The sequence below is a fragment of the Dactylosporangium sp. NPDC049742 genome, assembly GCF_040674675.1.
Taxonomy (GTDB): domain Bacteria; phylum Actinomycetota; class Actinomycetes; order Mycobacteriales; family Micromonosporaceae; genus Dactylosporangium; species Dactylosporangium maewongense.
In genome coordinates this window covers 99,177-112,359 of record NZ_JBFANF010000028.1, presented here as the reverse complement: position 1 = coordinate 112,359, position 13,183 = coordinate 99,177, and the positions used below count along the sequence as shown (strand labels likewise).

The 13,183-nt window shown below is 72.9% G+C and carries 11 protein-coding genes; 7 read left to right on the top strand and 4 right to left on the bottom strand.

Features of this window, described 5'->3' with window-relative positions; genetic code table 11:
• Positions 1-12 precede the first annotated feature (12 nt).
• The 3 genes from AB0J72_RS30580 to AB0J72_RS30570 are packed head-to-tail and all read left to right on the top strand — an operon-like array spanning position 13 to position 2,186.
• On the top strand, positions 13-522 hold the full coding sequence (locus tag AB0J72_RS30580) for an acyl-CoA thioesterase (protein ID WP_344501657.1): 510 nt from the start codon (positions 13-15) through the stop codon (positions 520-522).
• A 36-nt stretch (positions 523-558) separates the two neighbouring features.
• Positions 559-1,086 (top strand): RNA polymerase sigma factor, encoded by a 528-nt coding sequence (locus tag AB0J72_RS30575; RefSeq protein WP_363404533.1) that lies wholly within the window; start codon positions 559-561, stop codon positions 1,084-1,086.
• Positions 1,083-2,186, top strand: coding sequence for a hypothetical protein (locus AB0J72_RS30570; RefSeq protein ID WP_363404531.1), 1,104 nt, complete (start codon positions 1,083-1,085; stop codon positions 2,184-2,186). The genes AB0J72_RS30575 and AB0J72_RS30570 overlap by 4 nt, the downstream gene beginning before the upstream one ends.
• Here AB0J72_RS30570 and AB0J72_RS30565 read toward each other — a convergent pair.
• On the bottom strand, positions 2,155-2,640 hold the full coding sequence (locus AB0J72_RS30565) for a TspO/MBR family protein (RefSeq protein ID WP_363404529.1): 486 nt from the start codon (positions 2,638-2,640) through the stop codon (positions 2,155-2,157). The genes AB0J72_RS30570 and AB0J72_RS30565 overlap by 32 nt on opposite strands.
• Positions 2,641-2,738: 98 nt before the next feature.
• Here AB0J72_RS30565 and AB0J72_RS30560 point away from each other — a divergent pair, with 98 nt between their 5' ends.
• The gene (locus tag AB0J72_RS30560) at positions 2,739-4,673 is read left to right on the top strand and encodes an acetoacetate--CoA ligase (protein WP_363404527.1); all 1,935 of its coding nucleotides are present in this window, start codon (positions 2,739-2,741) and stop codon (positions 4,671-4,673) included.
• Here AB0J72_RS30560 and AB0J72_RS30555 read toward each other — a convergent pair.
• Positions 4,663-5,403, bottom strand: coding sequence for a TIGR03089 family protein (locus AB0J72_RS30555; protein WP_363404524.1), 741 nt, complete (start codon positions 5,401-5,403; stop codon positions 4,663-4,665). The two genes, AB0J72_RS30560 and AB0J72_RS30555, sit on opposite strands and share 11 nt — an antisense overlap.
• Positions 5,404-5,474: 71 nt before the next feature.
• Here AB0J72_RS30555 and AB0J72_RS30550 point away from each other — a divergent pair, with 71 nt between their 5' ends.
• The 3 genes from AB0J72_RS30550 to AB0J72_RS30540 all read left to right on the top strand — a co-directional run bounded on the left by AB0J72_RS30550 (position 5,475) and on the right by AB0J72_RS30540 (position 9,960).
• Entirely contained in the window at positions 5,475-7,487 is a 2,013-nt protein-coding gene (locus AB0J72_RS30550; protein ID WP_363404522.1) for an N-acetylmuramoyl-L-alanine amidase, read from the top strand.
• A gap of 128 nt (positions 7,488-7,615) precedes the next feature.
• The gene (locus AB0J72_RS30545) at positions 7,616-8,761 is read left to right on the top strand and encodes a glycosyltransferase family 1 protein (RefSeq protein WP_363404519.1); all 1,146 of its coding nucleotides are present in this window, start codon (positions 7,616-7,618) and stop codon (positions 8,759-8,761) included.
• A 101-nt stretch (positions 8,762-8,862) separates the two neighbouring features.
• The gene (locus tag AB0J72_RS30540) at positions 8,863-9,960 is read left to right on the top strand and encodes a sugar phosphate nucleotidyltransferase (protein ID WP_363404517.1); all 1,098 of its coding nucleotides are present in this window, start codon (positions 8,863-8,865) and stop codon (positions 9,958-9,960) included.
• Positions 9,961-11,584: 1,624 nt separating this feature from the next.
• On the opposite strand, the gene AB0J72_RS30535 is transcribed toward AB0J72_RS30540, so the two are convergent.
• Together AB0J72_RS30535 and AB0J72_RS30530 are read right to left on the bottom strand one after the other, a co-directional pair.
• Positions 11,585-12,133 (bottom strand): NUDIX domain-containing protein, encoded by a 549-nt coding sequence (locus tag AB0J72_RS30535; protein ID WP_344501648.1) that lies wholly within the window; start codon positions 12,131-12,133, stop codon positions 11,585-11,587.
• Complete coding sequence (locus AB0J72_RS30530; protein WP_363404599.1) at positions 12,130-13,167, bottom strand: coenzyme F420-0:L-glutamate ligase; 1,038 nt, start codon at positions 13,165-13,167, stop codon at positions 12,130-12,132. Before AB0J72_RS30530 ends, AB0J72_RS30535 begins: the two co-directional genes overlap by 4 nt.
• Positions 13,168-13,183 lie beyond the last annotated feature (16 nt).

Sequence of the window (13,183 nt, the reverse complement as noted above, 5' to 3'; positions counted from 1 at the left end):
ACCGTCTGGGGAATGCAGGAGCACACTGGCCGACCGACCGCGTATTCACGGGTAACGCTGAGTCGGATCATGACCGCAGTCGACGTCAATCTCTACGGCACGGTCCACGGCGGTGTGATCATGAAGTTCGTCGACGACGTGGCGGGCGCGGCGGCGGCGCGGCACTCGGGCGGCACGGCGGTGACGGCGTCGATCGACGAGATCCTGTTCCTGGAGCCGCTGCGGGTCGGGGACCTCGTGCACGCGTACGCACAGGTCAACTGGACCGGGACGACGTCCATGGAGATCGGCGTGCGGCTGGTCGCGCAGCGGTGGGACGAGGTCGCCGAGCCGGTCGTGGTGGCGACCGCATACCTGGTGTTCGTCGCGGTCGACGCCGACGGCAAGCCCCGGGCGGTGCCGCCGGTCGTGCCCGATTCGCCCGAGAACGAGGGCCGGTGGCGCGAGGCCGAGATCCGCCGCGAGCACCGCCTGTCGCGCCGGGAGGCGATCCAGCGGCACCGCCAGGAAGAACAGAAGTAGCGGGAACATGACAGGCGCGTGCGGACAAGAAGGGGTGTGGACCCGGAAGGCAACCTCTTGATCGCGGACGGCTTCACGGCCATCTACGACCGGCACGCGCGGACGCTGTACCGCTACTGCGCCCGCCGGGTCGGTCCGGATCTGGCCGAGGACGTCGTCGCGCAGACGTTCCTCATCGCGTACGAACGCCGCCACACCTTCGCGCAGGACCAGCCACCGCTGCCGTGGCTGTTCGGCATCGCCACGAACGTGCTCAACCGGCACCGCCGCGACGAGGTGCGCGGCTACCGCGCCCTCGCGAGGACGGGGGTCGATCCCGTGCAGGAGAGCCACGCGACCCGGGCGGAGGAGCGCACCGACGCGCAGCGCCGGTCGCGGAAGGTCGCCCGGGTGCTGGCGAAGCTGCCCCGGCGGCAGCGCGACGTCCTGCTGCTGTTCGCCGTGGCCGAACTGTCCTACGCGGAGATCGCCGAGGCGCTGGACCTGCCGGTCGGCACGGTCCAGTCGGCGCTGCACCGGGCCCGCACCAAGATGCGCAAGGCGTTGGAGGACGAGGACCGATGAACACTGACGATCTGGCCGCCGTGCGCGAGTTCCGCGCCGACCTCGACGAGCCCCGCGAGGGCGCCCTGGCCGAGGGGCGCTGGAAGCTGGCCGGCGCCGCCGTCCCGGAGCGGGCGGCGCCTCGCCGGACCTGGATCCTGGCGACGGCCGGGGCGGCCGTGGCGGTGGCCGTCGTGGTCGGCGCCGCGGCCGCGGTACCGACGAAGCAGCCGCGACAGGAGCAGGCTCAGACACCCGGACAGAGCGCGCCGGCGCAGACCCAGCCGGCGGGGGCGGACCTGCCGGTCACGCACGGCACGAAGGCGCCGATGCGCCCGCCGGTCGCGGGGAAGGCCGGCGGTGACCACGCCGCCGCGGTCGCGGCGCTGACCAGGATCGCCGGGCAGCAGCGCGGCGGACCGCTGCCGATCGGCGCCGGTCAGGTGCTGTACGTGAAGACGTACAACCTGATCGACGGCACGGGCAGCTACATCCACGAGGTTTGGCAGGACCCCGGGACCGGCGTGGCGCTGCGCATCCGTCGCTCCGACGACGGGCCCAAGAACATCGACCACAGCCTGAGCGAGGCCGAGATCGCCGAGGCGGCGGCCGGCGCGAGCCAGCCACCGGGGCTGGACAACATGAACGGCGCCTATGTCGCCGCGTTCCCCGCGGGCGCGGGCAAGGCGCACGAGCTGTCGGCGGCGTGGCGGGCGTGGGCCGCGGAGGCGTATCCGGGCCGCAACGCCGACGGCATGATCTTCAAGTACCTGCACGAGGTGTTCCACTACGTCGAGCCGCTGCTCGACGCGCAGCAGCGGGCCGCGCTCTACCAGGCGCTCGCGGACCTGGCGGTCGTGGCCACCACGGCGAGCATCGGCGGCCGGCAGTACGACGTGATCTGCATGGCGGACGCGCAGAAGGCCGACTGCCTGCTGGTCGACGCGGCGACGGGCCGGTTCGCCGGCGGCGCCTGGACGGGCGCGGACCTGAAGGTGACCGCCGGGAACTTCGAGTTCGTGGACTTTGCCACACAGCCGCGGCCGGTGCCGGGCGCCACCCGGGACCTCACGCAGGAGAAGCCCGGGGCTAGCGGTTCATCCACCACACCGAAGCGTTGAGCGCGGTGGCGAACGTGACCCACGCCCAGTAGGGCACCAGCAGCCCGGCCGCGAGGCGCGACCGCCGCCAGAACATGGCGATGTTCACGCCGATCAGCACCCACAGCGCGACGATGTCGGCCAGCGCCAGTCCGCGCTGGCCGGCGCCGAAGAACAGCGGCGTCCAGATCGCGTTGAGGGCCAGCTGAGCTGCGAAGACGGTGAGGGCGGCGGTCCATCCGGAGCGCCGCCACACCAGCCAGCCGGACACCGCGATGCAGCAGTACAGGACGGTCCAGACCGGTCCGAACAGCCATGACGGGGGCGCCCACGACGGCTGGCTCAGCGAGTCGTACTCACTGGCGGTCCCGGCGACGCCCAGCCCGCCGATCAGGGCGGCGGCCGCCGCGGCGGCACCGAATCCGGCGAGGCCGACCCACTGCGGGCGGTGGTGGTGCGGCAACGAGAGCGTCATACCCGCATCGATTACCCGCGGCCGCCACACGGAAACCCGGGTGCGGATGTCGGCGGCCCACACTGAGCGATCGTTCGGGCGTACAGGAAGATGGTCGGATGGCGAAGGAACTGTGGCGACCCCCTGCAGACGTCCGCGAACGCACCCGTATCGGTGCCTTCCTGCGATGGCTGTCGAGCGAGCGGGGCCTGGAGTTCGACGACTACGGGCAACTGTGGCAGTGGTCGGTCGACCACCCGGCCGAGTTCTGGCAGGCGATCTGGGAGCACTTCGAGGTCATCACGCACGAGCCGGCCACCGCGGCGCTGCCCGACGCGCGGATGCCCGGCGCCGACTGGTTCCCCGGCGCCCGCCTCAACTACGCCGAGCACGTGCTGCGGATGCCCGGCGTCGCCGACGACGAGCCGGTCGTGCTCGCCTACTCGCAGACCCGCGAGCCGGTCACGCTGACCGCCGCGCAGCTGCGCGAGCAGGTCCGCCGGGCGCAGGCGACGCTGCGGCGGCTCGGCGTCACGCAGGGCGACCGGGTCGCGGTGTACGCGCCGAACATCCCCGAGACGTTCGTCCTCATGCTCGCCACCGCCGGCCTCGGCGCCATCTTCTCCAGCTGCGCGCCCGAGTTCGGCACCCGCTCGGTCGTCGACCGGTGGCAGCAGATCGAGCCGAAGGTCCTCGTCGCCGTGGACGGCTACCGCTACGGCGACAAGGCCGTCGACCGCAGCGCCGAGGTGGCGGCGATCCGCGAGGCGCTGCCGTCGGTCGAGGCGTTCATCGAGATCCCGTATCTCCGTGGCGGCGATCCGGTCTGGGACGAGACGTCCGACGCGTTGGAGTTCGCGCCGGTACCGTTCAGCCACCCGCTCTACGTGCTGTACTCCTCCGGCACCACGGGCCTGCCGAAGCCGATCGTGCACGGCCACGGCGGCATCCTCCTCGAGCACCTCAAGATGCTCGCGCTGCACCACGACCTCGGCCCCGGCGACCGGTTCTTCTGGTTCACCACGACCGGCTGGATGATGTGGAACTACCTGGTCTCCGGCCCGGCGGTCGGCGCCGCGATCGTCCTCGTCGACGGCAACCCCGCGCACCCCGACCTCGGCTGGCTGTGGCGGGTCGCGGCCGAGTCCGGCACCACGTACTTCGGCACGTCCGCGCCGTTCCTGCTGTCGTGCCGCAAGGCCGGCCTCGTCCCGAAGGAGCAGGCCGACCTGTCGGCGCTGCGCGGCGTGGGCTCGACCGGCGCGCCGCTGCCACCCGAGGGTTTCGAGTGGGTGTACGACGCGGTCTCCGCCGACGTCCTGCTGGCCTCGGCGTCCGGCGGCACCGACGTGTGCACGGCGTTCGTGGGCGGCGTGCCGCTGCTGCCCGTCCACGCGGGCGAGATCGCCTGCCGGGCCCTCGGCGCGCGGGTCGAGGCCTACGCCGCCGACGGCACCCCGGTCATCGGTGAGCTCGGCGAGCTCGTGATCACCGCGCCGATGCCGAGCATGCCGGTCGGCTTCTGGGGCGACACCGACGGGTCCCGCTATGCCGATGCCTACTTCGGCACGTACCCGGGCGTGTGGCGGCACGGCGACTGGATCACCATCGACGAGGGCGGCGCCTGCGTGATCACCGGCCGCTCCGACGCCACCCTCAACCGTGGCGGCGTCCGGCTCGGCACCAGTGAGTTCTACTCGGTCGTCGAGGGCCTCGACGACGTGACCGACTCGGTCGTCGTGCACCTGGAGGACCCCGAGGGCGGGGCGGGGGAGCTGCTGCTGTTCGTCGTGCTGCGGCCCGGCGTGACCCTCGACGACGCGCTGCGCGCCACGATCGCGCGGGAGCTGCGCACGGCCCTGTCCCCGCGGCACGTGCCCGACCAGGTGTTCGCGGTGGAGGCGGTGCCGCGGACGCTGTCGGGCAAGAAGCTGGAGGTGCCGGTGAAGCGGATCCTCACCGGCACGCCCGTCGATCAGGCCGCCGCGAAGGGCGCCCTGGCGAACCCGGAGTCGCTGCGGTACTTCGAGGCGGTCCGGGCGGCTAGACAGTAGGGCCGACGGTGTGGTCGACCTGCTCGGAGGTGCCCCGCGCGGGCAGCTTCGACAGGTCGGTGCGCACGCTGAGCACCACGCTCGCCCCGGCGGCGAGCGGCGCCAGCAGCCAGTCGAGGGGGTACGGGTACGCGTCGGCGTCGATGAGCACCCGGCCGCCCGAGATGCCCAGCTCGGCGGCGCGGGCCCGGGCGCGGTCCAGGAGCGGGCCGTGCCCGTCGAGCGAGCCGTCGGTCTCGACGAGCGCGCCGGTGTCCGCGGCGACGGGCGCGCCGGGGAAGTGGTCGCCGTGCTGGCGGGCCGAGGTCACGTAGTCGGCCCAGCCGGCCGGCGGGGTGCGCATCGGCATGCCCATCGGCGCCAGCCCGAGGACGAACCGGTCCGGCGGGCCCGCCGGCACGCCCGCCTCGACCGCCTGCGCCGACGCGAACTCGACGTCGATGCCGGCCGCGGTCGGCTCGCCGTACGCGACGGTGACCCCGGCGGACCAGGCGCCGAGCAGCACCGCGGCGGTCTGCCAGTGCGGCGGCAGCCAGACGCCGGCCGTGTCACCGGGGCCCAGCCCGCAGCCGTCGACCAGCAGGTTCGCGGTCTTCGAGACCCAGTTGCCGAGCGTCGCGCCGGACAGCTCGGCCCGTTCGCCGGTGGCGTCGTCGTAGAACGTCAGTAGCGGAAGTGACGGGTCTCTTCCGACAATTGCCGCAAAGAGTGAAGGAACTGTATTCACCATATGTCCGGAAAATCCTCCCATAGCATCTCCAATCGGGTCTAGCTAGGTGGTGTGCGATGGGGGTATGGGCAATGCGACGATACCGGCGGCTCAAGCTCGTCGCCGTGGGCGGCGTCGCCAGCGCACTGCTCAGCACCGGCGGTGCCACCGCCGACCCGCGCATCCCGTTCCTGCCGCCGGCCCCTGACCTCGCCGCGCCGATCCAGTGGGCCAACCCCGTCGCCAAGCAGCCCGGCCCCACCGGCGTCACGCCCAACGTCACGCGCATCCCGCTGGGCAGCTTCGAGAAGCCGGCCGACGGCGTCGCCGCGCAGGCCGGTGCGCCGGCGGGCCTCGGCGAGCGGTACCGGCGCGGCGTGAAGGCGCGGACACTCACCGTCACCCGCGAGGGCGTGGCCCCCTTCAGCGCCGTCGGCGTCACCTGGCGCGAGACCGGAAAGATCGGCGACGTCAGCGTCGCCGTCCGGCACCGCACCCCCGGCGGCGCCTGGAGCGCCTGGCGGACCGTCGGCACCGCCGAGGCCGACCGCGACGTCACGCCCGACGCCCCGCGCCCCGGCCAGCGCGGCGGCGCGGACCTCGTCTGGACCGGCAAGGCGGACGGCGTGCAGCTGGCGGTGACCACGACCGGCGGGGCGACGCCGCACGACATCGCCGCCGACCTCATCGACCCCACCGACGCGCCCGGCGACATCGCGCCGGCCCCCGCCGCCCCGGTCACGGAGAGTCAGCCGGTCGGGCTGCGCCCGTTCATGCCCGCCATCCTGCGCCGCGCCGCCTGGGGCGCCAACGAGCAGCTGATGGACTGGCGCCCGCAGTACGCCGCCTACGTGAAGGCCGTCGCTCTGCACCATACCGCCACCGGCAACGACTACAGCCCGGAGGAGGTGCCGAAGATCCTCCGGTCGATCTACCAGTACCAGACGGTCAGCCGCGGCTGGGGCGACATCGGTTACAACGTGCTGGTCGACCGCTTCGGCAGGCTCTGGGAGGGCCGCTCCGGCGGGCTGTCCCGCCCCGTCGTCGGCGCCCAGGCCGGCGGGTTCAACACGGGCACCGCGGGCATCGCGATGATCGGCGACTACCGGTACGTGAGCGTGCCGCAGCCGGTCCAGGAGGCCGCCGCGCAGTACACCGCGTGGAAACTTTCACTGCACCAGGCGATCGATCCGCGCGGCACCGTCAGCCTCACCGGCGGCGGGTCGACGTCGCGCTACCCGGCCGGCACGACCGTGACGGTGCCCCGCGTCTTCCCGCACCAGCAGACCAACCCGACCGAGTGCCCCGGCGCGAAGGGCCTCGCCGCGCTGCCCTGGATCCGCGACCGCGCCGGCGCGATCCTCGGCGACCTGGTCAAACCCGAGATCGTGCGGACGCTGCTGGCCGCGTACCGGCCCACCGACGGCACCGTCCGCCTCCAGGGCGTCCCCGAGCCGATCTTCACCAGCGGGCCCAACGAGATCCCGGTCGCCGCGGACTACAACGGCGACGGCAAGGACGACGTCGCGACCTGGTCGCCGACGACCGGCAACTGGAGCATGCTGCTCACCGGCGAGGGCCGCAGGACCGTCCAGTGGGGTCTTCCTGGCGACGTTCCGGCCCCCGCCGACTTCGACGGCGACGGCGCGGCTGAGCTGGCGGTTTTCCGTCCGGCGACCGGTGTCTGGTACATCAAGGGCATCGGCGAGCTGCAGCTCGGGGTGCCCGGCGACGTGCCCGTGCCGGCCGACTACACCGGCGACGGCCGCGCCGAGGCGGCCATCTGGCGCCCGTCGACCGGACTGTGGGCGATCTACGCGTTGCGCGAGTTCAAGGTCGGCGCGCCCGGCCAGCTCGCCGCGCCCGCCGACTACGACGGCAACGGCACCGTCGACGCCGCGACCTGGAACCCGGTCATCCAGCAGTTCACCATCGAAGGCCAGGCGGCCGTGAAGTTCGGCGCCTCCGGTACGCCGGTGTCCGCGCAGTACGACGGGGACGGCCGCGCGGATCCGGCGGTGTACCGCGACGGCCATTACGAGATCCGCGGTGCGGGCGGTTACGACGTAGGTGCGCCGGGCGACATTCCGATGCCGTTGAGCTGAATCCTGGGTTTCCTCGATCGCGAGTCGCGTCGTGGACATCGATCACCGGGGGATCGGGCGTAGGCTTTGCCTGACGTATCGCGTGACGTTCGTTACGCGTGGCATGCCGTGTTCGAAGGAGACGCCCAGTGACCCCCGGCCGTCCGCCCCGTGTGCTCGTCGACGCCACGAGTGTCCCAGCCGACCGAGGCGGTGTCGGGCGCTACGTTGACGGGCTGCTCGGCGCCCTGGCCGCGCTCGACGCCGACCTCGCCGTGGTCTGCCAGCGCACCGACGCCGAACGTTACGGACGGTTACTGTCCGGTGCCCGGATCATGGCCGCGCCGGCCGCCGCGGCCCACCGCCCCGCCCGCCTCGCCTGGGAGCAGACCGGTCTGCCGATGCTCGCCCAGCAGGTCGGCGCCCAGGTGCTGCACTCGCCCTTCTACACGTGCCCGCTGCGGGCCGGCTGCCCCGTCACCGTCACGGTCCACGACGCCACGTTCTTCACCGAACCGGAGCACTACGACAAGTCCCGCCGCACCTTCTTCCGCTCCGCGATCAAGACGTCACTGCGCCGTGCCAGCCGGGTCATCGTCCCCAGCAAGGCCACCCGCGACGAGCTGATCCGCCTGCTGGACGCCGACCCGACCCGCATCGACGTCGCCTACCACGGCGTCGACCCCGACGCGTTCCACGCGCCCACCGACGACGAGAAGGCCCGCGTCCGGGCCCGCCTCGGCCTCGGCACGACGGAGTACATCGCGTTCCTCGGCGCCAAGGAGCCCCGCAAGAACGTGCCGAGCCTCATCCGCGGCTGGATCTCCGCCGTCCGCGACCGGCCCAACCCGCCCGCGCTCGTCATCGCCGGCGGTCAGGGCCACGACGACGAGATCGACGGCGCGCTCGGCGAGGTGCCCAGCCACCTGCGTCTCCTGCGCCCCGGCTACCTGCGCTACGCGGACCTGCCGGGCTTCCTCGGCGGTGCCGTCGTCGCCGCCTACCCCTCCTTCGGCGAAGGCTTCGGCCTGCCGATCCTGGAGGCCATGGCCTGCGGCGCCCCCGTCCTGACCACGCCCCGGCTCTCGCTGCCCGAGGTCGGCGGGGACGCTGTCGCGTACACCGGACCCGGCACCGACGAGATCGCCCGCGACCTCGCCGCGCTGCTCGACGACCACGAGCGCCGCAACGCGCTGGCCAAGGCGGGTGCCGCGCGCGCCAAGGAGTTCACCTGGGAGTCGAGCGCCGAGGTGCACCTCGCCGCCTGGTCGAGAGCGGCCAATCCGCGCAGTTAGTCCTTCCGCGTCACCCTCTGAAACCAGATCAGGCGATATTCGTAGTGGACATGACACCTTCGAGTTGTTGGAACGCGCCCTCGGCTGGGCATGATGGGCCTGTGTTCTACGCGGTCATTCCAGCAGGGGGCAGTGGCACGCGGCTCTGGCCGTTGTCGCGAGCCGGTCATCCCAAGTTTCTGCACGCTCTGACAGGCACTCCGTTGTCGCTGCTCCAGGCGACGTACGGGCGCCTGGCCGACCTCGCGACCCCCGAGACCACGTTCGTGGTCACCGGCGTCGCCCACGCGGCGGCGGTGGCGCGGCAGCTCCCGGGGCTTCCCGAAGGCAACATCCTGGTCGAGCCCACGCCGCGCGACTCGTGCGCCGCCATCGGGCTGGCCGCGGCGGTCATCGCCCGGCGCGACCCGCACGCCGTCATGGGCGCCTTCGCCGCCGACCAGCTGGTCCGCGACGTCCCCGCCTTCACGTCCGTCCTGCGCAAGGCCATCGCCGGCGCCGAGGACGGCCTCCTGATGACCATCGGCATCACCCCCACCCACCCCGAGACCGGCTACGGCTACCTCCACGTCGGCGAGCCCACCGGCACCGGGGACGTCTGCAAGGTCGCCTCCTTCGAGGAGAAGCCGGCCCTGCCCCTCGCCCAGGCGTACGTCGACTCCGGCGAGTACCTGTGGAACGCCGGCATGTTCGTCTGGCGCGTCGACGTCTTCCTGGACGAGCTCGCCCGCCAGCAGCCCGTCCTCCACGACGGCCTGCGCCGCATCGCCGAGGCCTGGGACACCCACGACCGCGAAGATGTCCTCGCCGACCTCTGGCCCGACCTCACCAAGATCTCCGTCGACTTCGGCGTCATGGAAGGCGCCGGCGTGGCCGGCCTCGTCGGCACCGTCCCCGGCAACTTCGGCTGGAACGACGTCGGCGACTTCCACACCCTCGGCGAGCTCCTCGAGACCGACACCGCCGGCAACGTGGTCGTCAACCTCGACCCCGCCGCCCCGACCGGCGTCATCATGCAGGACGCCGAGCGCGTCGTCGTCGTCCCCCAGTCAGGCCGTCTGGTCGCCGTCGTGGGCGTCAACGACCTCATCGTCGTCGACACCCCCGACGCCCTCCTGGTCTGCCCCCGCTCCCGCGCCCAGGACGTGAAGAAACTCGTCGACAACCTGAAGGAACGCGGCTCCGTAGAACTCCTGTAGCCGCCGGCAGCAGACCCACCCGATCGAAGCCCACAGCTCGGTCCCGCCCCGTCTGCGAGCGCATTCGGGGTGCCGGCGGACCCACTTTGGTCGAGGCTGCGGCGGACTGATCGAGTCTGGAGTTCGATCTGCACGAGGTCGGACGCCCCTCACTTGCACCGCTTCGATTGAGGGGCATCAGCGGAAGCAGCACGACGTGCCAGCCCACTGAAGCGCGGACGGCGGCCAATCACTGGTCGCCGTCCTCGCCGCCATACGGCACTGCTGCGACGCGGCATGCACTGGACCGTGGACGCGAGCGGCGGGCAGGCCGCCGCCCTCGCCGCCGCGCCGGATCGTCTCGACGTGATGCGCGCCGGGGTCGTGGTGTGGGCGGCGGACTGATCGCAGGTAGCTGGCCTCGCCGTCATGTGGGGCTGCTTCGACGTGGTGCCAACGTGTCGCCGGTCGCCGGTCGCCGGTCGCCGGTCGCCGGTCGCCGGTCGCCGGTCGCCGGTCGCCGGTCGTCGGTCGTCGGTCTTGTCTCCGTATGGGGCTGTTGCGATGTGGTGCGGCGGAGCGTCGGTGGCGGTTGCTTGCTGGCCTCACCGTCGCGCGACTGCCTCGACGTGGCGCGCTGGGTCGTCGTGCAAGTGATGGGCTGGTCCCAGGTGGCTGGTCTCGCCGTCATGCGGGGCTGCTGCGATGTGGTGTGCCGGGTCGTGGTGCGGGCGGCGGGCTGATCGCAGGTGGCTGGTCCTGCCATCGCGCGGGGAAACCTTGACGCGGGGCGCACCCCGGGTCGTGGTGCGGGCGGTCGGCTCGCAGGTGGCTGGTCTCGCCGTCATGTGGGCTGCTTCGACGTGGTGCCAACGTGTAGGTGCAAGGCAGCGGGCGGTCGCCGGTCCTCGGTTTTTTCTCCGCGCGGGGCTGCTGCGATGTGGTGCGGCGGAGCGTCGGTGGCGGTTGCTTGCTGGCCTCACCGTCGCGCGGGACTGCCTCGACGTGGCGCGCCGGTCGTGGTGCAGGTGGCGGGCTGGTCGCAGGTGGCTGGTCTCGCCGTCATGCGGGGCTGCTGCGATGCGGTGTGCGCTGGGTCGTGGTGTGTGTGGTGGCCTGGTCACAGGTGGCTGGTCTCGCCCGTCGCGCAGGGTTGCTGCGATGTGGTGTAGGCGCAGGTGGGGTTGATCGCCGGTCTTGCCATCGCGCGGGGCTGCTTCGACGTGGAGTGCTGGAGCGTGGACGCGAGCGCCGGGCGGGTTGTCGGCCCCTGTCGTGCGGGGCAACCTCGACGCGGGGCGCACCCTGGTCGCGGTGCGGGTGGTGGGCGATCGCTGGTCGTCGGCCGGGCTGTCGCGCGGGGCTGGTCGAGTGTGTGCCGGGGCGTGGATGCGGGCGGTGGGTTGGTTGTCGGCCTCGCTGTCGTGCGGGGCAACCTCGACGCGGGGCGCACTCGGGTCGTGGTGCGGGCGGCGGGCGATCGCTGGTCGTCAGCCTTGCCATCGCGCGGGACAGCCTTGACGCGGTGCCCGCCGGGTTGTGGCGCGGGCGGTGGGGTGGTTGTCGGCCTTGCCGTTGCGCCTGAGAAGCCTCGACCCGGTGAGCCGGAGTGTGGGCGCGGGTGGGTCGGGCTGGTGGGTGTGGGTCAGGCTCGGCGGGCCCAGGCGAGGGCGGGGGCGACCAGGACCTCGGTGGCGTCGGCGAGCGGGGTGGGCAGGTCGTCAGGGGCGAACCAGCCCAGCGCGGACGACTCGGCGCTGACGGTCTCGACGGCGCCGGCGGGGGCGATGGCGGCATACCTGACGTCATAGTGCAGGGCGGGGCCGCCGGCGCACTGGACGTGGTGGACGTCGAGGCCGATGGGGGCCTCGCTGATCCGCAGGCCGGCGATGCCCGACTCCTCGGTCGCCTCGCGCAGCGCCGCGGCCGCCACGGTCGCGTCGCCGGGCTCGCAGTGGCCGCCGAGCTGGACCCAGCGCTTGATCCGGCCGTGCAGGCACAGCAGGACGCGCTCGGCGGTGGAGTCGACGACGAGGGCGCTCGCCGTGACGTGAGCTCCCGGGTGCTCGCGCCACACCGTCGACGGGTCGCGGAGGACGAACTCGATGAACCGCCGCCGCGTCTGCTCCGCCTCGTCGCTCGGGGGCGTCCACTGGGTCAGCACCGCGAGGGCATCATCGTGCAACGTCGTCATAGTGACGGCAGGCTACCGCGACCGACGGCGAGCACGCCGAGTGGCATGCCGCCTTCCGGGATGTCGATCCCGGAGAGGTCGACCTGGTCCGCCTCCAGCCACTCGGACGCGACGCCGTCGGCGGCGAGCCCGGCCCTGATCCGCTGCACCTCCATGCCCGCCTCCATGGCCCGGCGCAGGTCGCCGGCGGGGGCCCAGACCAGCAGCAACCGCTCGGCCCCGCCGGTAGCGGCGGCCGGCGCGGGAAGCTCGGGAAACGTGAGCGGTGGGGTGTCGCGGATGGCGGCAGCGGTGCGGAGGCCCTTGGCGACGGCCTCGGCGGTGCCGAGCGAGAACAGGTCGGCGTCGGCGCCGCGGATCAGCGGGGCGGCGCCCTGGCCGTGACCGTCGGGGCGGATCGGCAGGCCGCGGACGACGGCGACCGGGACCTGCCCGGTCTTGCCCTTGACCAGGTCGGCGGCGGCGGCGAGCTCGTCGACCACGGCCATCTGGGTCAGCTGGAGCTCGTTGCCGTGCACGTCGCGCACCCCACGGTAGTCCGTCAGCGCGTCGATGCCGGCGGCGCCGATGGCGACGTCGGTGAGGCCCATCCGCCAGGGCCGGCCCATGGTGTCGGTGACGATGACCGCCACGTGCAGGCCGAAGCGCTCCCGGAGCTCGTCGCGCAGCCAGCGGGCCGAGGCGTCGGGGTCCTTGGGCAGCAGGACGAGCCGGGTCGGCTCCACATTGGACGCGTCGATGCCGGCCGACGCGAGCACGAACCCGTGGTGCGTCTGCACGATCTGCGTCGCGCCCCGGCGGGCGACGACCCGGGACGTCTCGGCCCGCAGCACCGCCTCGCGGGTGGCCTCGCGGGCAGGCTCCTCCAGCGGCACGTCGACCAGCTGCCCCTCGGCCTTGCTGACGATCTTGCTGGTGACGACGAGGATGTCGCCGTCGGCCAGCCACGGCGCGGCCGTCGTGATCAGCGCGGCCAGGTCGTCACCGGGGCGCACCTCGCCGATGCCGGCGACCGGCAGCACCTCGAACCCCACGGGCGGCACGCTCATG

Excerpts from the sequence above, each read along its gene's own strand:
- AB0J72_RS30580 (WP_344501657.1), top strand. The coding sequence starts at position 13 with ATGCAGGAGCACACTGGCCGACCGACCGCGTATTCACGGGTAACGCTG.
- AB0J72_RS30570 (WP_363404531.1), top strand. The coding sequence starts at position 1,083 with ATGAACACTGACGATCTGGCCGCCGTGCGCGAGTTCCGCGCCGACCTC.
- AB0J72_RS30565 (WP_363404529.1), bottom strand. The coding sequence starts at position 2,640 with ATGACGCTCTCGTTGCCGCACCACCACCGCCCGCAGTGGGTCGGCCTC.
- AB0J72_RS30560 (WP_363404527.1), top strand. The coding sequence starts at position 2,739 with ATGGCGAAGGAACTGTGGCGACCCCCTGCAGACGTCCGCGAACGCACC.
- AB0J72_RS30555 (WP_363404524.1), bottom strand. The coding sequence starts at position 5,403 with ATGGTGAATACAGTTCCTTCACTCTTTGCGGCAATTGTCGGAAGAGAC.
- AB0J72_RS30550 (WP_363404522.1), top strand. The coding sequence starts at position 5,475 with ATGCGACGATACCGGCGGCTCAAGCTCGTCGCCGTGGGCGGCGTCGCC.
- AB0J72_RS30535 (WP_344501648.1), bottom strand. The coding sequence starts at position 12,133 with ATGACGACGTTGCACGATGATGCCCTCGCGGTGCTGACCCAGTGGACG.